Raw genomic sequence first — 25,760 nt, 5'->3', positions numbered from 1 at the left:
TTTTAGCTATATCATTTCTCATGTTCTTCTATATTTTTTATCCAGGTTTCCTTTACAGGTCCAGCCTCTTGCTCATCAATGAGGAAAGATCCGTTACTATAACGATCATTTGCTCTTAATGTTGAAACATCTACACTTTCATTAACACCTTGTTCTGATTTAAGGAAAAACTCTTCTTTATGATAAACGATTGCAGCTCCCACAATTCGATGTGGATTATTTTTAAGTTCTCTTAGCATGATTAATCCACGCTTTGCTCTTGATGATTTTTCAAAGTCATTCACTGACATTTTTTTCACTGCGCCTCGTTGAGTGGCAATCACTAAAAATGCCTTAGTGTTAGGCTTTAATACATTCCCGCTAACAACATAATCATCTTGTTTTAAATTAATGCCTTTTACTCCAGCAGCACGTGGACCAACGACATTTACTTCTTCTTCAGTAAACCATAATCCATATCCCAGGTGTGTTACTAAGAATAGATCATCATTACCAGTTGTAAGGTGAACATCAACTACAGTGTCGTCACCCTTTAGATTAACAGCAACAAGCGGCTTTGAATATCGCTGTGCTTTATATTGACTAAGCTCTGATTTTTTCACCATACCTGACTTTGTCACAAATGTCACAAAGTGAGGATCTTCAAAGTTTTTCACAGCAATCGCTTTAATGATCTCTTCATCCCGGTCGATCGGGATAATATTAGCAATATGTTGTCCGAGATCCTTCCAGCGAATATCTGGCAGTTCATGCACCGGACAGTATAGGTAATTCCCTTTATTCGTAAACAACAGCACAACATCTGTTGTATTAATGTCAATTTTAGAAAGTAAACGATCCTTTTCTTTCATACCAAAGTCTTGACCATTTGATGCTGCATAAGACCTTTGGCTAGTTCGTTTTACATAACCGTCTTTCGTCACAGTTACGATCACATCTTCTGATGCTACCATCACTTCAAGATTGATTTTAATTTCTTCAATTTCGGCTTCAATGACCGAGCGTCGATCATCGGCATATGTTTTCTTTACTTTTTTAAGATCATTTTTAATGACTTTTAACAAGATTTTTTCATCATTAAGAATACTTGTTAGTTCTTGTATTTTATTTGCTAGCTCTTCTGCTTCATTTCTCAATGCTGTAATATCTGTATTTGTTAAGCGATAAAGCTGTAAAGACACAATCGCTTCTGCTTGCGGCTCTGAAAATTCATATTTTTGAATTAAATTATCTTTTGCATCTCGTTTATCCTTTGAAGCACGAATTGTCGCAATAACTTCATCCAAAATGGATAAGGCTTTGATAAGCCCTTCAACAATATGCTGTCGTTCTTGCGCTTTTCGCAGTTCGTATTTTGACCGATTTGATACTACTTCCTTTTGATGTTCAATATAGGCATCAAGAATAGAAGGTAAGGTCATTAACATTGGACGTCGATTATGAATCGCGACCATATTAAAGTTATACGTTATTTGCAAATCACTGTTTTTATATAAATAATTAAGAACTCCTGCAGCATTTGCATCCTTTTTTAACTCAATCACAATGCGCAAACCTGTGCGATCTGTTTCATCGCGGACTTCAGCGATCCCTTCAACCTTACGTTCGATTCGGAATTCATCGATCCGTTTTACTAGATTTGCTTTATTTACTTCATACGGGATTTCAGTAACGGTGATTTGTTGTTTTCCACCACGTATCTCTTCGATTTCGGCTTTACCACGAACAATGATTTTCCCTTTACCTGTCTCATAAGCCTTCTTAATCCCGTCAACACCTTGAATGATTCCACCTGTTGGGAAATCCGGTCCTTTTATGACAGACATAAGCTCATCAACAGTACATGAAGGTTTATCCATACGTTTTATAACCGCATCTATGACTTCTCCTAAATGATGAGGAGGAATGTCTGTCGCGTAACCAGCTGAAATACCTGTTGATCCATTGACTAAAAGGTTAGGAAACATCGCTGGAAGAACTAATGGTTCCTTACTCGTATCATCAAAGTTTGGAACAAAATCAACGGTTTCCTTTTCAATGTCACGCAGTAATTCAGAAGCAATTGCTGAAAGTCTTGCTTCTGTATAACGCATCGCAGCAGGCGGGTCGCCATCAATACTCCCGTTGTTACCATGCATTTGAATAAGAAGATTACGTACCTTCCAGTCCTGACTCATCCGTACCATAGCATCATATACAGATGAATCTCCATGTGGATGATAGTTCCCGATAACATTACCAACTGTTTTTGCTGATTTTCGATAGTTTTTATCATTTGTATTCCCGTCAACATGCATTGCATATAAAATTCTTCGTTGTACAGGTTTTAATCCATCACGTGCATCTGGGAGTGCACGATCTTGAATAATGTACTTACTATAACGTCCAAAACGGTCACCAAGCACATCTTCAAGAGGTAAATCTCGATATATCTCTACTGAATCTGCCAAAACCTATACCTCCTCTGCGACCGATAAATGCTCATTTTCCAATATATTTGTTTCTTCATCAAGTCCGAATGCCACGTTATTTTCTATCCATTTACGTCTAGGCTCTACTTTATCTCCCATAAGTGTGGTAACACGACGTTCTGCACGGGCAGCATCATCAATTTTTACTCGAATAAGTGTTCTAGACTCTGGATTCATCGTTGTTTCCCACAGCTGGTCTGCATTCATCTCACCTAGACCTTTGTAACGTTGAATCATATAACCCTTACCAACTTTTTTAATCGCGTCATCTAATTCATCATCAGACCATGCATATTCTATAACCTCTTTTTTCCCTGTACCTTTACTTACTTTATACAATGGCGGAAGGGCAATAAATACTTTCCCGTTCTCAATAAGAGGCTTCATATAACGATAAAAGAATGTTAAGAGCAGTACTTGAATGTGAGCACCATCAGTATCGGCATCTGTCATAATAATAACTTTATCATAATTTATATCTTCAATTAAAAATTCTGCGCCAACTCCTGCACCAATGGCGTGGATAATCGTATTGATTTCCTCATTTTTAAAGATGTCAGCCAGCTTTGCTTTCTCAGTATTAATAACTTTACCTCTTAGTGGAAGAACTGCTTGGAAGCGGCGATCTCTGCCTTGTTTAGCAGAACCACCTGCAGAATCACCCTCCACAAGGTATAGTTCGTTTTTTAATGGGTTTCGAGATTGAGCAGGTGTAAGCTTTCCACTTAAAGTCGTTTCAGAACGCTTTCGTTTTTTTCCGCTTCGTGCTTCTTCACGTGCTTTACGTGCAGCCTCTCTAGCCTGGAACGCTTTAATTGCCTTTTTAACTAGGAGAGTTCCTGCATCAGGATTTTCTTCAAGAAAATAAGAAAGGTTTTCGGACACAATCGCATCAACCGCAGATCGAGCCTCACTTGTACCTAGCTTACCTTTGGTTTGTCCTTCAAATTGAAGAAGCTCCTCAGGAATTCGTACTGAAATAATAGCAGAAAGTCCCTCACGGATATCCGAACCCTCTAAATTTTTATCCTTTTCCTTTAACAAGCCCGTTTTTCTTGCATACTCGTTAAAAGCTCTTGTCATCGCTGTCTTCGAACCAGCCTCGTGGGTTCCGCCATCTTTTGTACGGACATTGTTGACGAAGGATAAAATATTTTCTGAGTAACCATCATTAAACTGAAAAGCAAAATCAACTTCAATTCCATTTTGCTCTCCTTCAAATGAGACCACTGGATGTAAAGCGTCCTTTTCTTCATTCAAATATGTTACAAACGCTTCAATCCCTGTTTCATAGTGATAGACCTCCGATTGATCATGGCGTTCATCTATTAATTCAATTTTAAACCCTTTCAAAAGAAAGGCAGACTCACGGAGACGCTCACTTAATGTCTCAAAGTTATACGTAGTCGTACTAAACATCGTCGGATCTGGTTTAAAATGAATTTTTGTTCCGGTTTTGCTAGTTTTCCCTTTTTTCTCTAGGGTTGTCACCGGCTTTCCTCCATCTTCAAAGCGCTGCTCATAAATGAAGCCATCACGTTGAATGGTCACAACAAGCCATTCTGAGAGAGCATTAACAACTGACGCACCTACACCATGTAAACCGCCACTTGTTTTATATCCACCTTGTCCAAACTTTCCTCCTGCATGAAGGACCGTTAATATAACCTCAGGAGTAGGTTTTCCGAGTTTATGCATACCAATAGGCATTCCTCGACCCTTATCTTGAACAGAAATACTGTTATCCTTATGTATTTTGACAATTATATGATCTCCGTGACCAGCTAAAGCCTCATCTACAGAGTTATCAACGATTTCGTATACGAGATGATGCAGACCTCGACTATCAGTACTGCCGATGTACATACCAGGACGTTTTCTGACTGCCTCAAGACCTTCAAGGACCTGAATCGCATCATCATTATATTCAAACTGCTGCTTCTTTCCCAAGCGACTTAAACCCCTTTCAGTGACAAACAATTAAATCTTTTTCACGTAAGAACGCATGTTTTAGTATTTTATACAATAATTTGCAGATCGACAACCCCCACAAATAATTAGAAAATCAAGAACAAAAATTTCATAGGCTTTTTATCCTACCCATTTCCTGTTATCCATGCTTTATTGTATATGGTAAATTTGATTTAGGAAACATTATTCGCTTAATAAAGTAAAAAATCCTTGTTAAGACAAGGATTTTCTTAAAAATGAGCATATAAATTACTTTGTCATAGCATGCTCAACCTTAATACAACGATTCATGATAACGGTTTTATTGTTATCTTTAAGCAACTGATAGGCTTCTTCATTTTCTAGTCCCAGCTGCGCCCAGTATACATCTGCATCAATTTTTAAAAATTCTTGTGCAACCTCCAGTAAATGTTCTGAACGTCGGAATACGTTGACAATGTCTACATGTTCTTTAATTTCGGTTAATGAAGCAACTGCCTTTTGACCTAACACTTCATCGACAGTAGGATTTACAGGAATAATCTCATATCCTGCATCCTGCATCGCCTTACTAACCATATAAGATGTACGCTCAGGATTACTTGATAAGCCTACAACTGCTATCCTTTTACTATTTTTCAAAATTTGACTTATTTCTTCTCTTGTTGGATTTTCAATCCCCATTATATCCATCTCCTTTATCCTTCAATCATAACAAGTTAGAACCGTGGCAAACAATGATTTTGTATCGTTACATAATAAAGTGAAACTTCCAACAGTGGGGATTTCTTCATCTCCACTGTTGGTTAGTTGAATCGGACCTTTACGGGCAGTTATCCATCCCCACTTCAAGATTCTTTGTATAATCCAAAATCCTGAGGTGGGGGTCTTACTGCCTTTTAAGAGGAGGATAAACGTTTTGATACCTTTTGTATGGAATTAAAACGCAACTCTTATACTATGTACGTCGTATCAATGTTACTTATAACATGAGAGTTTTTATCTTTTTTTATTCTCTCATAGTGTTTTTATCATTGGTCATGATAGAATATAGGAAGAATACGCAAAGGAGTCCAAACATGATTGAAGCCATTATTTTTATCTTAGCTTATTTACTAGGATCCATTCCATCAGGCCTTATAGTAGGCAAGCTTGGTTATGGAATCGACATACGTGAACACGGGAGCGGTAACTTAGGTGGTACAAATACTTTCCGAACACTGGGAATAAAAGCCGGTTTACTCGTAACAGGTGCAGATATTTTAAAAGGGACACTAGCTGCAGCTTTGCCTTTATTAATTGGTTTAGAGAACCTAAGTCCCTTATTAGTTGGGATATTTGCCGTAATTGGACATACATACCCAATTTTCGCAAAATTTAAAGGTGGAAAAGCAGTTGCAACATCAGGAGGAGTACTATTACTTTACGTACCAATTATGTTTCTTACGATGTTAGCCTTCTTTTTTATTATCCTATATATTTCAAAATATGTGTCACTTTCTTCAATGCTTGCAGGAGTATATGGGATCATTTATAGCTTATTTACAAAAGATATTCCACTAATCATTGTCATTACCCTGTTAACAGGCTTTGTTGTCTATCGTCATCGCGCAAATATTAAACGGATTATTGAAAAAACAGAACCTAAAGTCAAGTGGCTATAAAAAGAGAGGATAAAGTAAGGAAAGAGTATTTTCGAAAGGAGAAACTCGGCCTTTACTTCATCCTCTTCTTTATGTTTATCATTTAGGGTTCATCATTAGCCCTCTTAACGCATCTATATTATAATGAAATCAAGTTGAAAAATGAAAAGGAGTGTTCCGGATTTGAAAATTACCATTGATAACAAAGCAGCAGATTGGTATATAAATGAATTACAGCTTGAGAAAGGTGACATGGTCCAGTTTTTTGTTAGATATGGTGGATGTAGTAATGTGCAAAAAGGCTTTTCACTTGGAGTTGTTAAGCAAAGCCCAGAAGAAATAGGCTCAAGTGTCGAAAGTAAAGGCATAACGTTCTTTGTTGAAAACCGTGATCTATGGTATTTTGATGAACATGATCTACATGTTGATTTAGATGAAGATGGCGAGGAGCCTGTTTTTCACTATAATTAAAATAATTCATTTATGTAATAGAAATTGCTAAAGTTAAATAAATGCACGACACAGAAAAAGGGAGAATTTCCACTTCCAGTTGTATCAATTACCAAGTGAAAATCTCCCTCTATTGTGTTATAAGCATTATTTTTTATGTAATTTAAATCGTTCAATATGATCGTCAAGACCGTATTCCTTCAATATGTTCATTTGTGTGGTGCCCATTAAATCAAAATGAGGATAATGTTTATAATGGTGAATCCACTCTTTCTTCAATCCATAATGTGCTCCCCATTTAGCTAATTTTTCAATATCATTACAGCCAACCTTCGTGACACAATGACTATCTGGAAAGCGATCATCCAACCAAAAATGAGTTAAAAAAGATATATTCCCCTGATCAATATCATACTTCCATTTATGTAATTCCTTGCGGGAAATGCCAAATGCCATTTACTTTTTCGCCTTCTCATAGGCTTCATGCCACTCTGGGAACATTTTTTTGAATTTTACGGGTCTAAATGTATCTTTGTTTACACAAACATGACTTGATTTTGCTTGAACAGCAAGATCTCCTGATGGTGAATATATTTCATATCCGTATACACTCTTGATCCCATTATATTCCTCAATCCATGTGTGAACTGTAGCTGTTTCTCCATAGCGCATAGGTTTCTTATAAGAAATTTCTAAGTCTATTACTGGTGAGATTATCCCCTGTTCTTCCATTCCTGCATAAGAAAATCCAAGGTCTTGAATAAGCTTTGTTCTACCTACTTCCATCCAAATTAAGTAATTCGCATGATATACAACACCCATTTGGTCTGTTTCCGCATACCGTACTTCAACTTCTGCTTTAGATATGTGCATTCTTTCTTCTCTCCTTGCTTCTCTTGTTCCATAAAACATTGCTTCAAACAATGATATCATAACTTTTTTTGGGTGGCTAATTAGAAAAACTTAGCTTACAGCCAAGTCCTAATGGCCAAAGCCTTAGTCTTTTCTTATACTGTCATTCATAAAATTTTTATACTTTCTGATCATAAAAAATAAACCAGGCTTAAAAGCCTGGTTTAAATTACTGATCATTACGATAGCCATTTTCACGCGCTTGTGCTTCATCCTTAATTTCATTACGTAAAGCGTTGATGCTTTCTTCACGGCGAAGATTTTTCGCTTCAATACGCTCACGCTCTTCAGGACTAGCAAATTGCATGGTATCTTGTGCTTCTTCAATATTCTCAATTGTGTTTTGAACCATGCTCTGAAGCTTTTCTACGTTATCAGAACGGTCATCTGGATTTGGTCTAGTTTGATTTGCCATCGTGTATCCTTCCTCTCATTGTGTATTATCATTTAAAATGCAATGAAACAATGTTAGTCTGCTTTTTTGAAGAAGATTTTAAACACGTTTTTGTTTTATAATAGGGAATTTTTTATCTAACGATTGTACCTATTTACTCGCCCTTTGTTTGAATCACTTGAGCATGTTTTCCAGATGTATCCTGCATTTGTTTCCCTTTATTATTACCGAAACCACGCGGTTTTGTACCTACATGATTTGGATTAAAGTGAGTTTGAGTATCATTTTGACCTGCCATTGTTATCGCCTCCTCACCAAGTAGAATACCCTGTATGAAACGAAACGATGACTAGAAAAGCCTGTTAAAAAAACTGATTGGATAAATCATTGGTATTTGTATTGCCCTTTCAATTCTTGATTGAACCTTAATCCAGCCTTTTAAGAATACGCTGCTCCCACCGCTCTTCGAGTAAATCAAGTGCTTCTCGATCTTGTAATAATTGCTGTTTATTTTCTTTTACTAACTCTTCAAATGATTTTTTTCTTGTCTTTCTCATGTTGATTACACCTCCGTATTATTTAATAGAAGGATACCCAATTTTCTGACTTTTAAATCAATTGTTGTGAAAATAATGTGAAATTTCTATCAGCGGGATTTTCTTCACCCCCTATTGATGGTTTAGTTTTTAAACCATCGGACCTTCAGGGCAGTTATCCCCCACCTTACCTTCTAAGTAAACTCTAAAAGCTTGCGATTGATCTTACTGTCTATTAAGAGTGCGATCAATGAAAATTGTTTAATTAGAAATATTAAAAACCGAACCATATTGATCGGCTCGGTTAAAGATTATTAAGAAATTCATTCATTTGATCATACGATAATGCCCCAACAAATTTTGTTTGAATGACTCCATTTTCGTCTACAAAATAAGAAGTTGGATATGAAAGGACTTCAAACTGATTATTGATTTCTCCCTTTTCATCTAATAATACTGGAAACGTAAGTTCTAACTCGTCCACAAATTTTTTCACTGTATCTACACTGCTCTCAGAATTTGTTAAGTTTACAGCTAAAACAACTACATCATCCTTGTGTTCATCTTGAATTTTTTGCATATCTGGCATTTCAGATCGACATGGCGGACACCAGGTAGCCCAAAAGTTGATGATGACTTTTTTTCCTTTCACACTCGACAAACTCAGGCTGTCTCCACTAAGAGTTTTTAATTCAAAATCAGGTGCTGTACTACCTTCCGATACACCTACTTTTGGGTTACTAGGATTAATTGCGAAATAAATTGCATACCCTACAAGAAATACTAAAATAGAAATTGCTAAAACCTTTTTCATTTATTTACCTCCTAAAGAAAAGACAACACAACAAATTTCGTTAATTGAAAAACTACCGTAAAACACAAAAAAAGAAGTACCAACGATTTGATAAAGGCTTTATAAGGTATCTTATCCTTTTGTTTTTTCCAGACTAAAAATAGCACTCCTAGTAATAGCCCAAGATAAAAACCTGATTTCCCTCCTGTAAAGAAAAACCACCTTGTCGTTAAGAGTAGCTGTGGTTGGAATATTACAATGCTAAATTTATAAGTAATGAAAAGAATAAACCAAAAAGTCATATAATGTTGCTTATAAAATGTCTTTACTTCCGATTCATGTATGAAGCCATCTAAAATAAAATATGTGGCCAAGATCGAACTTATGTAAATAATAAGCAGATATTGAATTGTAAACGGTCCAAGTTGAAGTGCATCGTACATGCAATAGCCCTTTCATGTATACTTTATTTCTCATTTAAGCATGGTTTTATGAAAAGAACAATGATAACGCATTAATTTTCGTATTTTAGCCAAAAACAATAAGAAAAGCGCAAGCGCCTTGGTCATCGCCGTACAAACTGGAGGAGCATCGACTAAAGATTTAGGAAACAGGGTAAACGATGCGAACCAATGTTGACTTATCGAATGGAGATGATCTGAAGTTTGATAGGCGATAGGCGCTGGCAGTCTAGGATAGCAACGTCCTGTCGCAAAGACTGCACTTGCACATCCTGTGCTTTGGAGTTGGATGTCAAAGCAGTTATCCAATGTTCAAACATTTTATCATTATTCTATACAACAAAAAGGGAACGAATAAATCCGTTCCCTTTTTCATAACACATTAACCTTTTAATTTATCACGTAAAACCATTTGAAGAATTCCGCCATGACGATAGTAGTCAATTTCCACTTCACTATCGAAACGAACTAGTACTTTGAATTCCTTTTTGTTTCCAGCCTCATCAGTAGCTGTAACTTTCACAAAATCACGTGGTTTTACTGTCTCATCGATTTCAACTTCAATCGTTTCCTTACCAGTTAAACCAAGTACTTCTGCATTTTCTCCTTCTTTAAATTGTAAAGGAAGAACACCCATTAACACTAGGTTACTGCGGTGGATACGCTCGAAGCTTTCAGCGATAACTGTTTTAATACCTAGAAGGTTTGTACCTTTTGCTGCCCAGTCACGTGAACTACCCATACCATAATCCTTGCCAGCTAATACAACAAGTCCTGTTCCATCTTGTTTGTAATCCATGCAAGCATCATAAATTGATTTTACTTCACCAGTTGGCCAGTAAGTTGTATAACCACCTTCTGTACCTGGAGCAATTTGGTTTTTAATACGGATGTTTGCAAACGTACCTCTCATCATTACTTCGTGGTTACCACGGCGAGAACCATAAGAGTTAAACTCTCTCGGAGTTACACCATTTTCTTGTAGGTAGCGTCCAGCCGGTGTATCTTTTCCGATTGAACCAGCAGGTGAAATATGGTCAGTTGTGACAGAGTCACCGAATTTTGCTACAACACGTAGACCTTTAAGAGTTTCAACTTTACCTGGTTCAGCTTCCAGGCCTTCAAAGAATGGAGGGTTTTGAATGTATGTTGATGATTCATCCCATACATATAATGCTTCATCTGTTGTTTCGATTTCGTTCCAACGAGCATTATCATCAAATACTTGCTCATACTCTTTTCTGAATAGCTCAGGTGTTACGGTTTTGTTAACAACTTCGTTAATTTCACTTGTTGTTGGCCAGATGTCATTGAAGAATACATCATTGCCGTTTTTGTCTTTACCAAGTGAATCATTTTGTAGATCGATATCAACTGTACCTGCTAATGCATAAGCCACAACTAGTGGTGGTGATGCAAGGTAGTTACCTTTTACAAGAGGGTGGATACGACCTTCAAAGTTACGGTTACCTGATAATACGGATGTTACAAGTAAATCATTAGCTGCAACTGCCTCTTCAATTTCATCTGCAAGAGGACCGGAGTTACCGATGCAAGTAGTACAGCCGTAACCAACTAAGTTAAAGCCAAGCTGCTCAAGATGTGGCAGAAGACCTGAGTTTTGTAAATATCCAGTAACAACCTTAGATCCTGGAGCTAAAGATGTTTTAACATATTTCGGTACTTCTAAGCCAAGTTCTGTAGCCTTTTTCGCTACAAGACCTGCAGCAACAAGTACATATGGGTTAGATGTATTTGTACAGCTAGTGATCGCAGCAATTGCGATAGCACCAGTTTTCATTTTTGTTTCCTCACCGCTTTTGAATTTCACAGTGATTTCTTTGTTAATTTCAGTTGCTTCTAAACCAAAGCCTTGGTTACCAGCTGGAGCAACTAAATGTTCATGGAATTTATCCTTCATCATTGAAAGCGGAATTAAATCCTGTGGACGCTTAGGACCAGATAAATTTGCTTCGATTTCAGAAAGATTGATTTCAACTACTTTCGTGAAGATTGGATCTTCATTTTCTGGTGTGAAGAATAATCCATTTGCTTTACAGTATTCTCCAACTACTTTAATTTGCTCTTCATCACGTCCAGTTAAGCGCATGTAATTAAGAGCTTCTTCATCAACTGGGAAGAAACCACAAGTTGCACCATATTCAGGAGCCATGTTCGCAATTGTTGCACGGTCTGCAAGTGGAAGCTGTGCCACACCAGGACCAAAGAATTCAACAAATTTACCAACAACACCCTGTTGACGTAATACTTGTGTTACTTTTAATGCTAAGTCAGTAGCTGTAGTTCCGTTTGGAAGCTCACCAGTTAATTTAACACCGATAACTTCTGGTACTGGGAAATAAGATGGTTGTCCTAACATGCCGGCTTCCGCTTCGATACCACCAACACCCCATCCAAGAACACCAATACCATTGATCATTGTTGTATGAGAGTCAGTACCAACTAATGAATCTGGGAAAGCCTCAAATTCGCCATCTTCGTTTTGTACTGCGTGAACAACATTTGCTAAGTACTCTAAGTTTACTTGGTGAACGATACCAGTTGCAGGTGGGACTGCACGATAGTTATCAAACGATTTTTTTGCCCAGCTTAGGAATTTATAGCGCTCAGCATTACGTTCAAATTCAAGATCCATATTGAATTGAAGAGCATCTGGAGTTCCAGCTCTATCAACCTGTACAGAGTGGTCAATTACCAGGTCAACTGGAATTTCCGGGTTAATTTTATCAGGATCTCCACCCATATCAGCCATTGCTTTACGTAATGATGCTAAATCTACAACTGCTGGAACACCCGTGAAGTCTTGTAAAATAACACGAGATGGTTTGAAAGGAACATCAATATCCTTTAATTCGCTTGTTCCCCATTTTGCTAAGTTTTCAACATGTTCTTTTGTAATGACTCTGCCATCTACTTGACGAAGAACAGATTCTAAAAGAACCTTTACTGAATATGGTAAGCGTGAAACGTTACCAATTCCAGCATCTTCTAGAGCTTGTAATGAGTAGTAGTTGTACTTTTTTCCATTAACCGTAAAATTTTTACGTGCTTGGAAAGCATCTTGTTTCGTAGTCACTTGATTAGTCATAAATTCTCCCCCTTAAAAAGATCAAGGATCGACAAATGTCGAAGGATGGTACCCCATTTTTAATTAATTTTCACAATTTAATCTTAATACAACTAGTAACATAAGTAAATAACAATGATGTTATTGATATGTATAAGGTTTCCTTATGAAAGCGTACTAGTTTTACTTTTCTACTATATCAAATTTTGAAGTAAAAAGGATAAAAACTTTTCATTTTTTTCTAAATTTTTTACTAAAAACGATAATCTATGCCATTTTGAATGTTTCTTGTGAATTGTGACAAGCTAATTTTTAAGGCGGGAGGTGATCGAAGAAATGGCAAAACGTAAGGCAAACCATGTAAGATTGGGCATGAATGATGCAAGCGCTCAAGGAATTGGTACAGGCTATAATGAAGAATTACAAAATGAACCTCTAACGGCAGCTCAAAAGCAGAACAATAAAAAACGCAAAAAAAATCAATAATGATTCTTTAATAACGACAAAAAACGACGGGTTTCCGTCGTTTTGTATTATTCTGTTTGATTCACATCGCGAATGATTTGCTCAAGATCTCGTTGATATTGTTCTAATCGTTCCCTTTGTGTTTCAGAAGCATTTTCTAGTGCATTATTAATTTGTTGATAAGCTTCGTTTACTTCTTCTGTTATGTGTTTAAGTTGATGCCCATAATCTGAGCTATCCTTCACAATATTTTTATAAGCATCAAATGCTTGGGTTGCACCTTGTTGAGCTGCTTGAAATGATTGCTGGTTATTTTTGTTATAAGGCATACTCTTCACTTCCCTTTCATCATCAATTAGTACCATATATTAGGATGTGCTTTTATTAAACAATTTATTCAGTCTTCACTTCGCATGTTTTTTTATTTTTGACTCATCCTATTAGGTAGGAGGGATTAAGATGACAAACAAAAATACAGGAAAAGATATGCGCAAAAATGCACCTAAAGGAAACAACCCCGGCCAACCAGAACCATTAGATGGCTCCAAAAAAGTAAAAAACGCAAATCATACTCGTCAAAAGAACAATCAAAGTCATGATATGTAGGGAACTGTAGAGAATGGGTAATCTCATTCTCTTTTTTATTTTAATGAAGTAAAATCAAGTGCTGTCAGAATTTATCATTAGTTATCTTTTCTCAAATTTTCTTCAATGGACTTTAAAACCCTCACAAAAATAAGATTCTTTGAATAATGTAAATGTTAAAGGGATCTAGTTTTTTTAGAGAAGAAGTCTTGGAGGTCAATTGAAATGAATAAAAAAAAATGTTCGAAACCAATGGACATTAACGGTATCGAGGAATGGATGACACAATTTTTTACAGATCCATTTACAAATTTACTAGATGAGCAAACGTTTCGTCTTGATTTGTTCGAAACCGGTGAAGAGTTTATCGTTGAAGCAGAGCTTGGAGAAGAAATGACAATAGAAAGGATTAACTTAGAAGTTAATCAAGATCATCTCCATATCTCAGTTTGTGATTCAGAACAAGTTGGAAATGAGCGACGAAGAACGGTCGTCCTTCCATTTCCGATCGAAAAGAAAAAAATAGTTGCCACTCTGACAAATGGCATCTTAGAGGTCAAAATATCAAAGTTCACCTCATTTCATCAACCCTCTCCACTCGTAATCAATTACAGATAAAAAAGTAATCGCTACCAAAGAACCTTAGTTTTTCACTATCATCTTATACTTTCTGATAGTATAAAAAGACTCTCCGTACTTGGAGAGCCTTCTTATCAAATTCATTTATACCCATTTTCCTCGATTTGCTTTTCCTTTTGATTTTGGACACTTATTGATATATGTTTAAGTTCTGAATTTCCACATTTCATACACATTTGCTCTTGATCATGTAATAACATACATTTTGAGCAATAATATTTTATCATAAGGAAATTCCCCTTTTTCAATCAATATATGTAGAAAAAGGTCATTTGTTTCATTCTTCAACTAAATGTTCAAAACTATTTTGGTACACTTTATCTAAAGCATCTATTTTGTAAATAAAAAATTCATGATCTGAATACTCATCAAGTTTATTCACAGTTTTATAATCATCTCTTGCTTTTTTAGCTTTTTCTATAGAAGTAAAAATCCCAAGAATGTTAGAGCTTTCTCCACACTCAGCGCAACCTAAATCTAAAACAACGAAATACATGTTCTTTATCACCTCTGTTTCAACTCTTCACATTGGAAGTGTAACAGATACTGTAGTTCCTTTACCAACAATTGAATCGATCTCAATATTCCCATTATGATTTTCAATAATTTGATAGCTTGTCATTAAACCAAAGCCTGTTCCTTTTTCCTTGATGGAATAATAAGGTTCACCTATGTTTTTGAGACGATCATTTGAAATTCCGCGACCATTGTCTATAATTTTAACCTTTAACAGATGATCATAACTTGACATTCTAACATAGACAGTTCCTTTTTCTTCAATCGCATCTAATCCATTTTGAATGATTTGATAAAATACTTGTTTAAGCTTGCTTCTGTCCCCTTTTACAATCGGCTTTGTAATCACATTTTCATATTTAATTTCTTTATTAACTAAAATAGCTTGTGTATTTAAGAGAGTTATGACTTGTTTGATTAATTTATCTACATCAAGCACTTCTTTCTTTTCTGCCTGCGTTCTTGCCATCGTTAAAAATTCTGAAATGATATCCTCAACTCGATCTAATTCATCACGAACAATATTCATATATTCTTTATTATATTCTTTTGTTTGAGAAAATAATTGCATAAAACCTTTAATCGATGTAAGTGGGTTTCGAATTTCATGTGCCACGGCAGCTGCAAGCTGTCCTACAACCGCTAATTTTTCAGACTTTTGCAATAACTTATCTTTTTCTAATCTGCTCGTAATATCTCGCGAAATAGAAATTAAGCCGGTCATTTCACCTGTTCGCTCATCCGCTATGGATCGAACACTTGATTCCACCCAAATATATGATTCATTTTTATGTTTAAATCGATACGTAATAAGAATAGGATTTCGGTTTTCAAGTAAAGACAAATGCTTCTTTTTGACATAAGAAATGTCGTCTGGATGAATATAAAGATAAGGGACATCTCCGGTTAGTTCATCTGTCTCATACCCGAGAATTTGAGTAATAGAAGGTGAGCTATATAAAAATCTGCCATCTGGTAAATACAGATTGATAATATCTGATGAGTTATCAGCTAATAGCCTATATTTCTGTTCATTGTCAGTTAATACTCTTTCCAGATTTTTCTGTTCAGTTATATCGTATATTTGAGCTAAAAAATACTTTTTAGTTGAATAGGGATCTTCGATAGCTGTTACGTTTAAAGACCCCCATATTATTTCACCCGATTTATGGAAATACCGCTTTTCCATCTGATAAGATGGACGTTTTCCAGTAAATACTTCATGATACAATTGCATATCAAGCTGATAATCTTCCGGATGTGAAATATCTTCTAACGTTAATTCATCCCATTCCACTTTTGAGTAACCTATGAATTGGTAAAATGCCTCATTTGCTACATTTTCTTTAAAGTTATATTCAAAAATCATTTGTGGAATCCTTGATTGAAAAAAAACTCTTTCTAATATTGATGATTTTAAAAACATATTGTATCCGACCTTCACTTACTATTAATTGTAGGCTGTTTTCCCAAACTTTGTTGCTTTGTAATAAGTTCGTGAAAATGGTTGATTGGAGCGATACACATCTTAAATAGGGCAGGCGGTGAGCCCCCCTCGTCGCACAGTGCCTTCATGAGTCTCCCATATCCGTTCCAATCAACTTAATTAGTTTATGTTCAATGAACTTATTAAAAAACAACAATCTTTTAGAAAAGAGCCTAATTGTAAAATCTTTTCCACTAAAATTACTATATCAATTTTCCAAAAGAATAACCATGCATTTTGTCTGATATTCTAAAAATAGACTATTCACCTAGTTAATTATTCACACGATTACTTTTTATAGGATATAATGACTATATGCGACAAATAAGTCGATTCCCTTAAATGGAAATCGACTATTAACTGCCATCCGCCTCTAATCATAATTGTTTACTTTTCAAAATAAAACCATCCAAAATCAAAATGACATCCTGGTAAAAAAATGAAGGTCACTTTTTGTTTGCCTGTTATCTTTTCAATATTGAAAATCTTTTCTTCATATTCATCAGATTTTGCGAATTCAATGATCTGTTTAGTTTCTCCTTCGTCACCTGAAAACAAAATCTGAATTGTATTTTTATCATGATGTGATCGACCAAATATGGTCAATTTCGTTGTGCCTTCACCGGTAAAGTTCAAATTCTCGAATTCAAGTGATACATTATTTCCAATTCCATCTACACTGTTTTCTGTAATGGTAAAGGTATCACCATATAAATGGTCACAGTCTGTCGCCATATTCTTTTCAAACGCTCTATTCTTTTTCTCAAATATGAATCCTTTTATATGAACCTTTTGCTTAAGAACAAAACATAATGATGTAATTCCACGAAGCCGCTTAGATAATTGATAAGTTTCTTCTTGATAAACATTCCATTTGGAAGGCTTTTGATATATGACATCAGCCAGTAATTCACTTCCTTCTTCATCAGGCATGCCCTCCCAAATTTGGATGGAATATTCTTCACTTGACAATGCAAAAATTGGAATGGTTATCGTGTCAGAGCCATAAGGACCAAAATCTATTTCTCGGAAGCCTACTTGTGTTTCACCATCCCGGCTTGTTGCTACACCTCTCTCGTTCCCATTGGTCACTTCACCTTTACTATACTCATAAAGTCCTGCAGAAATAAACTCATATGGATCTTTATAGGCTTTGCCAAGTCCTTCTGCCTTAAACTCCAGTTGTGAAATCAGCCTGATTTTTTCAGTGCCATTTCTACTTGTACATCTAAGTCGAAATTCTCCATCCCCTAATGCTGTGACTTTTGCTTCCTTTCCATTTCCTTCAACCGTCGCTATATTCGACTTTATTCCAGATTCGTTCACGACACTCCATTCAACATCTTGATATGTTGCATCATTTGGGTGAATTTTTGCATGCACTATCAATTCGGTCTTAAATTTGTTAAAGAATTGGCCAGAATCACTTATTATCTCGATTTTTCTGATAGGTATTTCTTCCTTACTTCCCATAACAATTGGCAATTCTTGATTTTTACTAGCTACAGTGATTCCTTGTATAGATCGAATTTGAGCTGGAAAAGATTCGATTTCAATAGATTGTGTTTCTAACCCTCGTGAAGAAACTTCGAGAAAAACCTTCCCAGGTTCTAATATTGAACCGATCATCACCATTAGTTTTCCATTAAATAACCTTCTACTGATTCCCTTATACTGATCGAAGTCAGTACTATCTCCATTATCCAATCCAACTAGTCGCCCTGCTCCATCCACATGAACATGTACACGGCTTGATGCATCCTCAACAGGGTTTCCATGTTCATCTTCCATTGATATTTCAACAAACAATAGGTCTGTACCATTTGCTGTGATATTTTTCTTATCAGGTTTTAAACAAATTTTCTTTGCATCACCAAATGACCTTCGTACATCTGTCGCAATCACTTTACCTGTTTCATCAAGAGCAAATGCTTTTAATTCACCATCTTCATATGGAATTTTCCACCATCCAACTAGATCTTCACCATTTTCATGATCTATATCACGTGTACCAATGTTACGACCATTAAGGTATAATTCGATCTTCGGCGCATTGGAGCAAACTCGAACATCTATCATTTGTCCTTTATTAAAATTCCAATAAGGAAATATATGTACCATTGGTGCTGTTTTGTAATTTGTCCATGCTGATTGATAGATATAGTACGAATCTTTTTTAAAGGTTGCTGTGTCAATCTGACCAAAATAAGAGTTTTTCGTATGATATGGAGTTGGTTCTCCAATATAATCGAATCCAGTCCAAATAAATTGACCAAGTGAAAATGGTGTATCTCTTTCTGCTAGAATACAAGATTCCGCCGACTTTGCCCCCCAGCTTGTTGAACTATTTCCTAGTGCTGAGCATTGTTCATCATCATCAGCGAGAATTGATTTTTCAAAAGGAAAATGATAAATACCCCTGCTTTGTACTAAAGATGCCGTTTCACTACCATAGATCACCCAATCTGGATGCTCTTCATGATGCTTTTGATAATATTTTTCAGCATAGTTATAACCTGCTACCTTCACAAGATCCGCACACTTTTGTGCGTTTTCCCACGGCATATAATTCGATCCGATGGTAACGCTTGCATTCCCCTTTGGATCAAACTCTCTCACGTACCGAATTAATATCTGAGTTATTTCCTGGCCTCTTTCATCAGCGTGTGTATCATAGATTTCATTTCCAATACTCCACATCAATAAACTAGGATGATTTCGATCTCGCTTCACCCAGCTTTTCACATCATGATATGCCCAATCTTTAAAGAATCTTGCATAATCATATGGTGTTTTTAATCTTTCCCACATATCAAATGCTTCTGTTACAACAAGAAAACCCATCTCATCTGCTAAATCCATTAGTTCTTTAGCAGGCATGTTGTGAGCTGTTCGAATAGCATTAACACCCATTTCTTTCAATATCAGAAATCTTCTCTTCAAAGCCGTTTTATTAAATGCAGCTCCCAATGCTCCTAAATCATGATGTTCACAAACACCATTTAGTTTCATTTTCTTTCCGTTTAGGCGTAATCCGTCACTCGGATCTAAATGAATTTCTCTAAATCCTATGTTTTGTGATAAAATCTCAATTTCTTCTAAACTCTCATTTTCATTCTTGTTTTTCAAAAATAACTGAGTTTTCAACACATATAGATGAGGATAATCTGTATCCCATAGTCCTGGATTCTCAACCTCTAAAACTTGTTGATTTACACTAGATGAAGGTTTTACTGCAACCTCATCTGAGGAAGTAGCAATAATATCATCTTGATACAAGAGAGTATGAGTAATAACGACATTATCATGATTGTTAATTTCTGTGTCGATTTCTACTTGCCATCTACTTTGTTCTTTTTTAGTCGATATGTATATTCCATCTGTTACAATATGATTATTATTTCGTGTTTTTAGCCATACGTTTCGATAAATCCCAGCTCCAGAATACCATCTGCTGTTTGGACTTTGATGCACAACTTTTAGTAAAATTTCATTTTCTCCATCTACTAACATATTTGTGATATCATGTTCAAAGGAAGAATAGCCGTTTTTCCATTCGCCTGCATATTGATGATTCACATACAGTGATGAATCCATATATACTCCATCAAAAGATAATAAAATTTGATGATCTTCTTTATGTATTGTGAATTTTTTTCGGTACCAACCAATACTGTTTTCATACAGATTTAATGTATCATAGATTAACCAATCATGAGGGATATCTATAGGTACAAAGCTTATTAAATTATGATCCAGATCACTATCTAAACTTGTTTTTGCAAACTCCCATCCATCATTAAAAAGTTCCTTTTTATTCATATTTCCCCCTCATTTACTACAATGTTTATACCTACTAACTATGATAAATAAAAAAATCAGGCGCTTTATGCAGGTCAAGTTCATGAAAGCACCTTGAAAAAAATACTATTTAAAATAATTCGGGTAAGTTCGTTTTAAATATTCTTTGTCAATAACCGCTTGCATTAAATGCTCTTGCATTAATTTTTCGGCTTTATCAGGTTTTTTTTCTTTGATGCCTTCAAAAATTTCTTTATGCTGCAAAAAGATTGTGTACCAGTTAAAGTCTGTTGCTAATCTTAGCATTCGACTTCGATTAAAGTGTACATTCATTTGTTGAATAACTGACCATGTATTATACTTTTGACAGCCGATAAAGATCGTCTGGTGAAATTCTTCATCCAGCTCAAACATCTTTTGATAATCTTGTTGTTCAATACAAACTTTTTGCATACTAAGATTCATTTCCAAAGCAAGTAATTTTTCTTTAGGAAATTCCTCACAAGCTAATCGAATAACAGCTCTTTCTAGATGTTCCCTCATAAACCTTGCTTCTTCCACTAAATTCAAGTCAATTTGGGAAACAAATGTCCCCCTTTGAGGAAACACATTTAATAGACCTTCTCTCGCTAGTCGCAAAAAGCTTTCTCTGACAGGAGTACGACTTACGTTAAACTTATCAGACATTTCTTTTTCAGATATACTTGTACCTGGAGCAAGTTGCAAGTTTAAAATTTGGGATTTTAATTCATCATACACCTGATTGCTTGTTGTAGATGATTTATGTTTGTGGTCAATATACATATAAAACTCTCCAATCTTCCAAAATAACAGTTCAAATTTATATTTTTATTAATTGGCATTATATAAACATGTCTGCTGAATCCTCTCCAATAACTCTTAATCTTTCCTATTCCTTATTATAAATTTGAGGTTCCGCGTTTTTTTCTCTCTGACACTCTGGCTTTTTCTAAGCTATCCCATATACCTAGCAGATACATAATGCCTAGTGCACGATCATATAATCCGTATCCAGGACGTGCTTGCTCTCCCCAAATCATACGTCCATGATCTGGTCTTACAAATCCTGAAAAACCAGTATCATGTAAAGCTTTTACAATCTCGTAAATATCTAAGGATCCATCACAGCTTCTATGAGAGCTTTCTGCAAAGTCTCCATTTTCTTCAATTTTCACATTTCGTATATGGGCAAACGGTATCCTATTAATACTAGAGAAATAACGCATAATCGCAGGGATATCATTTTTAGGATTCACACCGAGTGATCCAGAACATAATGTTAAACCGTTAGATGGACTGTCAACAAGCTTAACAATTCTATCTAAATTCTGAAAATTCGTCACAATTCTTGGTAAACCAAAAATCGACCATGGTGGATCATCGGGATGAATGGCCATCTTTACATCATGTTCCTCAGCCACAGGAATAATTTTCTCTAAGAAATATTGGAGGTGATCAAATAAATCTTCTTCTGTGACATCTTTATATAATTCAAACGCTCTCTTAATCTTTTTAATTCTTTCTGGCTCCCATCCAGGTAACGAAAAACCATTTGATGAGTTTTCTACCTTTTTAATAAGAACATCCGGATCTACACTTTCAATCTTCTCTTTTTCATAAGCAAGGGCTGTTGATCCGTCAGGTAATATTTTAGCAAGATCAGATCTGATCCAATCAAAAACAGGCATAAAGTTATAACAAATCACTTTAATTCCAGCTTGTGCTAAATGACGGATTGTCTGCTGATAATTTTCTATATAATGATCACGTGTTGGTAAACCAAGTTTGATATCTTCGTGAACATTTACACTTTCAATTATATCAAGATTTAGCCCTTTAGCATTTACTTCTTTCTTTAATTCAAGAATTCGGTCAAGCGGCCATACTTCTCCTGCTGGTATATCATGAAGTCCACCTACGATGCCATCCATCCCTGGAATCTGTCTTATTTGATCAAGAGTTACACTATCATCTTTGCTCCCGAACCATCGAAACGTAATTTTCATTGGTATTGCCTCCTTTTATTAAAGTTTTGGTTTTATTGGCAGTAATTTGTTGCTATTTAACAAGTAGTGCGGATTGGATTTTCGCGCCAGGATGCTCGCCTTCTGAGGAAATCACCATAACCTGCTTTGTTCTATTTACCTATTAAAAAATCTCGATCTTGTAGATTTGATCAATTTATTAAGGTGAAAATTATGTATACTACATATACTAGTATGGTAGATAGCCTACCATTGATATTTTCAAAATATATGAAATTTGCTTTCCTTTTATTCATAAAGACACTAAATCACTTTAATCTGATGTTGTTTTTCAGAAAGAAATGTTACTGGAATCGAGGGAAAATGGTATTGAAGCAAGTTAGCTGCAAATTCCATCCCTGGTTCTTCACTAACAGCATGGCCGAGCATGATTAGTGCCTTCTTCTTTCCTTGAAATACTGCATCACGAACATATTCCGGTGTCTCCCACTCTGGTCCCTCTCCAATGATAATCAAGTCCAGGTCTTCTTTTTCGAATAATGGTATGGCTGTCTCACCGCCTCCCCTGTATCCGACCAATAAACCGATCCTTGAATATGAAGATGCTAAATCACCAACAACTCGAACAAATGGAATATCTAGCTTATCTTTTACGTACTTTGCAATTTCTTCCCCTGACATAGGAGGGATTGTAAGAATAGTCGATATTGGTTTATATGCCTCAACATATGAATTCCAATTTAATTTTTGAACAAGTCCTTCCGCTATTTGATCAGGATTGTATTTATGAACATAATCATGAAATCGATAAATGGAAATTTCAGATTGCTTAATAAGCTCAAGCTTTTCAGTATATACTTCATTATCTTTGAGAATTCTTTCATTTGTTGTATGACTAAAGAAAATTCCTTCATGACTAATAATCAAATTTGCCCCTATTTTTTGTGCATATTCTATCACATATTGTGAAGCAATAAATGAAACAAGAATTCCTTTTACTTCATCATTCTCATCTCCAAATATTAGGGAATCCACCTTTGATTCGACATTTTCAGCTGGGGATTCCAACTGTTTCACAACATCTTTAACTTTAATGCTCATGATCCTCATCCCTGCTTTTCGTTATTTTTGGCGAAAATATTTTGATCTTGGTTAGCTTGGTTTGGACTCGTTTTTAAGAAGTTCATCCCAATATCTGAGAGCATTTCTTTTGTATTCAGAGCAAGTAAAAATACCACAATGCTTGAAACGAAAAGGATTAAAAAGTCAGTTGTAACTGTTGTAACAAAGGCAAGAATAAAAAGAATAAGCATATTCCCTACCGTGTTTTTCACCTTTAAAAAGCTGTAATAAACGGATAGTTTCCAAGTATCTCTCATTCTAAATTTATATCGGGAACTAATCGCAATTGCATTTAAAATCAACATTGTCCAAACTAAAATAAGCACGAAAATCACAATGGATAAAATTTGATTTACTTCAGTTGGTGTTTGTCGAAGATACTGTAAATCTACGAATAAAATAAAGTAAACCAAAAGAATTGGTAACCAGATGGATAGAATATCTTTAATATTCTTTTTATATCCGTAGAAAAAGTCATGTGTTGGAGAAAGCTCTTTCGTTCTCACAAGTTTTTCCATTGAATAAAACAGAGCTGAAATCGCTGGACCTGTGGGTATTAGAGCAAGAAAGTAGAGAAGAATATTTGAAAATGAAGGCTCTAGTGTCATAAAGAAAAAGATAAACACACTGTTAGCTAATATGAAATATATATTTGTTAATAAAAAAGCATAAACATAATTTGTAAAGGTAAATAAGACTCCTTCACCAAATTGATTTTTTTCCTCCATCTTCATCACCATCTTTTAATAGTTTTATTGAAAAGGAGGTTGCCTCTTCTCATAAAAGGGACAACCTAGAGATATTACTTAGATTCTTTATACTCTTTATATGTTTTATTTGCAAGGTCTACATATTGTTGTAAGCCCTGACCTTCAAGTTCTTTTACAAATGCATCAAATTCACTTAAATCACGGTCACCAATGATAAATTTCAAGGTGTTTTGGTCTGTAGTATCTTTTAATGGTGTACTTAATAATGTTACTTGCTCACGATCTTCAATTGAATATGGAATCGGCGGTTCAGCAGGTACGACTGTTTTGCGATTTGCCATATCTTCTTGGAATTTAATTTCCTCTTCACTCATCATGGAATGAAGTAATTCTGTTGTACCTCCATAAGCAAACACACCGCCAGAGAATCCATAATCTTTTCGAAGATCCTTTGTTCCTGCAGGGTTTAAACCATTGTAGTTGATATCCTCAACCAAAGTTCTTTTACCGTCTTCCGCTTTTGTATATGTTGTGCCTTCTACACCCCACTTAGTAAACTCTTGACCTTCATCACTATAATAAAGCCAATCAATAAACTGCAGGATCGCATCAAAGTTTTCACTTTCTTTTACTTTTGAAGAAATCATAACTCCGTTTTCTAATCTGGATCCAGCCATTAAATCTCCAGCAGGACCTCCTGGAACAGTAATTTTAGAGATTGAGTAATTACCTTCACCTAATGTTTTATTCATATCATTTCGGTGTAAATTGATTGTTTGCGAATTTCCATTAATAATAAATGACTTACCAGTTACGAACTTTTGAATCGCTTGATCGTCTTCTTGTGTAAAGCTTTCTTTATCTAAAAGACCTTCTTCAACTAGTTTGTTAAAGTATGTTAGCAGCTCTTTATACTCATCAGTCGTTGCTGTGTATTCAAACTCATCCTTAGACTCATTATACGTTAAGCCATTTCCAAATCCCCATCCAGCTTTTGTTCCAAAGTTGGTCGCTGCGATATTAAGTGTACTATTAAACTTGAATTGATCAGAAAATGGTGTAACATCCGGATAAAGTTCTTTTAATTTTTTCATAGCTTCATATAATTCATCCCATGTTTTTGGAAGTTCTATATTATGCTTTTCAAAGATATCTGTTCTTACTAATAGTGTCCAATCCGGCCACACAGCCTCATGTAAACCTGGTAATAAGTAGAACTTGCCATCTTTTTGCTTTAATCCTTCTAGTTCATCCTCTAAATTCCATTTCTCTACTTTATCTTTGAAATGCGGCATTTTATCCATATAATCACTAATTGGTAAGATTGCTCCAGAAGAAACGAATGCAGATTCTTCACCAGGATAAGTTTTTGGAATAATGAGTGGTGCATCTCCAGAACTTATTAACAAACTACGTTTTTGCGTGTAGTCACTATAAGGTACAATGGTTGGTTTTAATGTAACATTTGTTGTTTCTTTAATATGATCCCATAAAAGCCAATCTTTCTTGTAAGGATATGTAGGTTGATCCATGAAAAGGATTGGAAGCTCGAATTCTTCAGTTGCTTTAAATGTATCCCCTACACTATACGATTCCATTGCTCCCTTTTGATTTTTGCTTTCCTCTGTACTTGATGTTTCATTGTTTGAACATCCAGCAATGACAAGTGCTGATAAAGCCAACACACTAAATGCAGACTTTAGCCCTTTTAGACCTTTCCCCATTTCTTTTC

At 35.5% G+C, this 25,760-nt stretch carries 24 protein-coding genes; 5 read left to right on the top strand and 19 right to left on the bottom strand.

Annotation, left to right across the window (positions count from 1 at the left end):
* Nucleotides 1-11: 11 nt before the first annotated feature.
* From parC to AC4GZ8_RS04600, 3 genes are all read right to left on the bottom strand, one after another.
* Nucleotides 12-2,450: a DNA topoisomerase IV subunit A gene (gene parC, locus AC4GZ8_RS04610; RefSeq protein WP_491080637.1), complete on the bottom strand. Its 2,439-nt coding sequence runs from the start codon at nt 2,448-2,450 to the stop codon at nt 12-14.
* A 3-nt stretch (nt 2,451-2,453) separates the two neighbouring features.
* Nucleotides 2,454-4,421: a DNA topoisomerase IV subunit B gene (gene parE, locus AC4GZ8_RS04605; protein WP_491080636.1), complete on the bottom strand. Its 1,968-nt coding sequence runs from the start codon at nt 4,419-4,421 to the stop codon at nt 2,454-2,456.
* Between the two features lie 270 nt (nt 4,422-4,691).
* Nucleotides 4,692-5,105, bottom strand: coding sequence for a CoA-binding protein (locus AC4GZ8_RS04600; RefSeq protein ID WP_491080635.1), 414 nt, complete (start codon nt 5,103-5,105; stop codon nt 4,692-4,694).
* 395 nt (nt 5,106-5,500) lie between these two features.
* On the opposite strand from AC4GZ8_RS04600, the gene plsY reads away from it, so the two are divergent.
* Complete coding sequence (plsY, locus tag AC4GZ8_RS04595; protein ID WP_491080634.1) at nt 5,501-6,085, top strand: glycerol-3-phosphate 1-O-acyltransferase PlsY; 585 nt, start codon at nt 5,501-5,503, stop codon at nt 6,083-6,085.
* Nucleotides 6,086-6,247: 162 nt separating this feature from the next.
* Nucleotides 6,248-6,535: a HesB/YadR/YfhF family protein gene (locus tag AC4GZ8_RS04590; RefSeq protein WP_491080633.1), complete on the top strand. Its 288-nt coding sequence runs from the start codon at nt 6,248-6,250 to the stop codon at nt 6,533-6,535.
* A gap of 126 nt (nt 6,536-6,661) precedes the next feature.
* Here the strand turns inward: AC4GZ8_RS04590 and AC4GZ8_RS04585 are convergent, their stop codons facing one another.
* The 7 genes from AC4GZ8_RS04585 to acnA form a co-directional block, all read right to left on the bottom strand.
* A complete protein-coding gene (locus AC4GZ8_RS04585; RefSeq protein ID WP_491080632.1) occupies nt 6,662-6,970 on the bottom strand; it encodes a hypothetical protein in 309 nt (102 codons plus the stop codon).
* Nucleotides 6,971-7,387: an acyl-CoA thioesterase gene (locus tag AC4GZ8_RS04580; RefSeq protein WP_491080631.1), complete on the bottom strand. Its 417-nt coding sequence runs from the start codon at nt 7,385-7,387 to the stop codon at nt 6,971-6,973.
* Nucleotides 7,388-7,595: 208 nt separating this feature from the next.
* A complete protein-coding gene (tlp, locus tag AC4GZ8_RS04575) occupies nt 7,596-7,841 on the bottom strand; it encodes a small acid-soluble spore protein Tlp (protein ID WP_491080630.1) in 246 nt (81 codons plus the stop codon).
* Between the two features lie 133 nt (nt 7,842-7,974).
* Nucleotides 7,975-8,118, bottom strand: a complete 144-nt coding sequence (locus AC4GZ8_RS04570) for an acid-soluble spore protein N (protein WP_491080629.1) — start codon at nt 8,116-8,118, stop codon at nt 7,975-7,977.
* Nucleotides 8,119-8,245: 127 nt separating this feature from the next.
* The gene (locus AC4GZ8_RS04565) at nt 8,246-8,377 is read right to left on the bottom strand and encodes an FbpB family small basic protein (protein ID WP_078434120.1); all 132 of its coding nucleotides are present in this window, start codon (nt 8,375-8,377) and stop codon (nt 8,246-8,248) included.
* Nucleotides 8,378-8,660: 283 nt separating this feature from the next.
* Nucleotides 8,661-9,170 (bottom strand): TlpA family protein disulfide reductase, encoded by a 510-nt coding sequence (locus tag AC4GZ8_RS04560; protein ID WP_491080628.1) that lies wholly within the window; start codon nt 9,168-9,170, stop codon nt 8,661-8,663.
* 822 nt (nt 9,171-9,992) lie between these two features.
* Nucleotides 9,993-12,719 (bottom strand): aconitate hydratase AcnA, encoded by a 2,727-nt coding sequence (gene acnA / locus AC4GZ8_RS04555; RefSeq protein ID WP_491080627.1) that lies wholly within the window; start codon nt 12,717-12,719, stop codon nt 9,993-9,995.
* A gap of 315 nt (nt 12,720-13,034) precedes the next feature.
* Between acnA and sspO the strand changes: the two genes are divergently transcribed.
* On the top strand, nt 13,035-13,184 hold the full coding sequence (gene sspO / locus AC4GZ8_RS04550) for a small acid-soluble spore protein SspO (RefSeq protein WP_216773322.1): 150 nt from the start codon (nt 13,035-13,037) through the stop codon (nt 13,182-13,184).
* A gap of 47 nt (nt 13,185-13,231) precedes the next feature.
* Here the strand turns inward: sspO and AC4GZ8_RS04545 are convergent, their stop codons facing one another.
* The gene (locus AC4GZ8_RS04545; RefSeq protein WP_491080626.1) at nt 13,232-13,492 is read right to left on the bottom strand and encodes a hypothetical protein; all 261 of its coding nucleotides are present in this window, start codon (nt 13,490-13,492) and stop codon (nt 13,232-13,234) included.
* Between the two features lie 130 nt (nt 13,493-13,622).
* Here AC4GZ8_RS04545 and AC4GZ8_RS04540 point away from each other — a divergent pair, with 130 nt between their 5' ends.
* Together AC4GZ8_RS04540 and AC4GZ8_RS04535 are read left to right on the top strand one after the other, a co-directional pair.
* Nucleotides 13,623-13,769 (top strand): small acid-soluble spore protein P, encoded by a 147-nt coding sequence (locus tag AC4GZ8_RS04540; RefSeq protein ID WP_491080625.1) that lies wholly within the window; start codon nt 13,623-13,625, stop codon nt 13,767-13,769.
* A 204-nt stretch (nt 13,770-13,973) separates the two neighbouring features.
* The gene (locus AC4GZ8_RS04535) at nt 13,974-14,366 is read left to right on the top strand and encodes an Hsp20/alpha crystallin family protein (protein WP_491080624.1); all 393 of its coding nucleotides are present in this window, start codon (nt 13,974-13,976) and stop codon (nt 14,364-14,366) included.
* Nucleotides 14,367-14,664: 298 nt separating this feature from the next.
* Here the strand turns inward: AC4GZ8_RS04535 and AC4GZ8_RS04530 are convergent, their stop codons facing one another.
* The 8 genes from AC4GZ8_RS04530 to AC4GZ8_RS04495 all read right to left on the bottom strand — a co-directional run bounded on the left by AC4GZ8_RS04530 (nt 14,665) and on the right by AC4GZ8_RS04495 (nt 25,752).
* On the bottom strand, nt 14,665-14,883 hold the full coding sequence (locus AC4GZ8_RS04530) for a hypothetical protein (protein WP_491080623.1): 219 nt from the start codon (nt 14,881-14,883) through the stop codon (nt 14,665-14,667).
* 27 nt (nt 14,884-14,910) lie between these two features.
* Nucleotides 14,911-16,272 carry a PAS domain S-box protein gene (locus tag AC4GZ8_RS04525; RefSeq protein WP_491080622.1) on the bottom strand — a complete coding sequence of 454 codons (1,362 nt, stop codon included), beginning with the start codon at nt 16,270-16,272 and terminating at the stop codon, nt 14,911-14,913.
* A gap of 504 nt (nt 16,273-16,776) precedes the next feature.
* On the bottom strand, nt 16,777-20,211 hold the full coding sequence (locus AC4GZ8_RS04520) for a glycoside hydrolase family 2 TIM barrel-domain containing protein (protein WP_491080621.1): 3,435 nt from the start codon (nt 20,209-20,211) through the stop codon (nt 16,777-16,779).
* A 105-nt stretch (nt 20,212-20,316) separates the two neighbouring features.
* Nucleotides 20,317-20,994 (bottom strand): GntR family transcriptional regulator, encoded by a 678-nt coding sequence (locus AC4GZ8_RS04515; protein WP_491080620.1) that lies wholly within the window; start codon nt 20,992-20,994, stop codon nt 20,317-20,319.
* Nucleotides 20,995-21,110: 116 nt separating this feature from the next.
* Nucleotides 21,111-22,217 carry a mannonate dehydratase gene (gene uxuA / locus AC4GZ8_RS04510; RefSeq protein ID WP_491080619.1) on the bottom strand — a complete coding sequence of 369 codons (1,107 nt, stop codon included), beginning with the start codon at nt 22,215-22,217 and terminating at the stop codon, nt 21,111-21,113.
* 282 nt (nt 22,218-22,499) lie between these two features.
* Complete coding sequence (locus tag AC4GZ8_RS04505; RefSeq protein ID WP_491080618.1) at nt 22,500-23,297, bottom strand: Nif3-like dinuclear metal center hexameric protein; 798 nt, start codon at nt 23,295-23,297, stop codon at nt 22,500-22,502.
* A 5-nt stretch (nt 23,298-23,302) separates the two neighbouring features.
* Nucleotides 23,303-24,046: a DUF624 domain-containing protein gene (locus AC4GZ8_RS04500; RefSeq protein ID WP_491080617.1), complete on the bottom strand. Its 744-nt coding sequence runs from the start codon at nt 24,044-24,046 to the stop codon at nt 23,303-23,305.
* A 74-nt stretch (nt 24,047-24,120) separates the two neighbouring features.
* Entirely contained in the window at nt 24,121-25,752 is a 1,632-nt protein-coding gene (locus AC4GZ8_RS04495) for an ABC transporter substrate-binding protein (protein ID WP_491080616.1), read from the bottom strand.
* Nucleotides 25,753-25,760 lie beyond the last annotated feature (8 nt).

This window comes from Metabacillus sp. RB-C-LZQ-3-1 (genome assembly GCF_058315175.1).
Note: the sequence above shows the minus strand (reverse complement) of the source record. Positions and strands in the feature narration are given on the sequence as shown.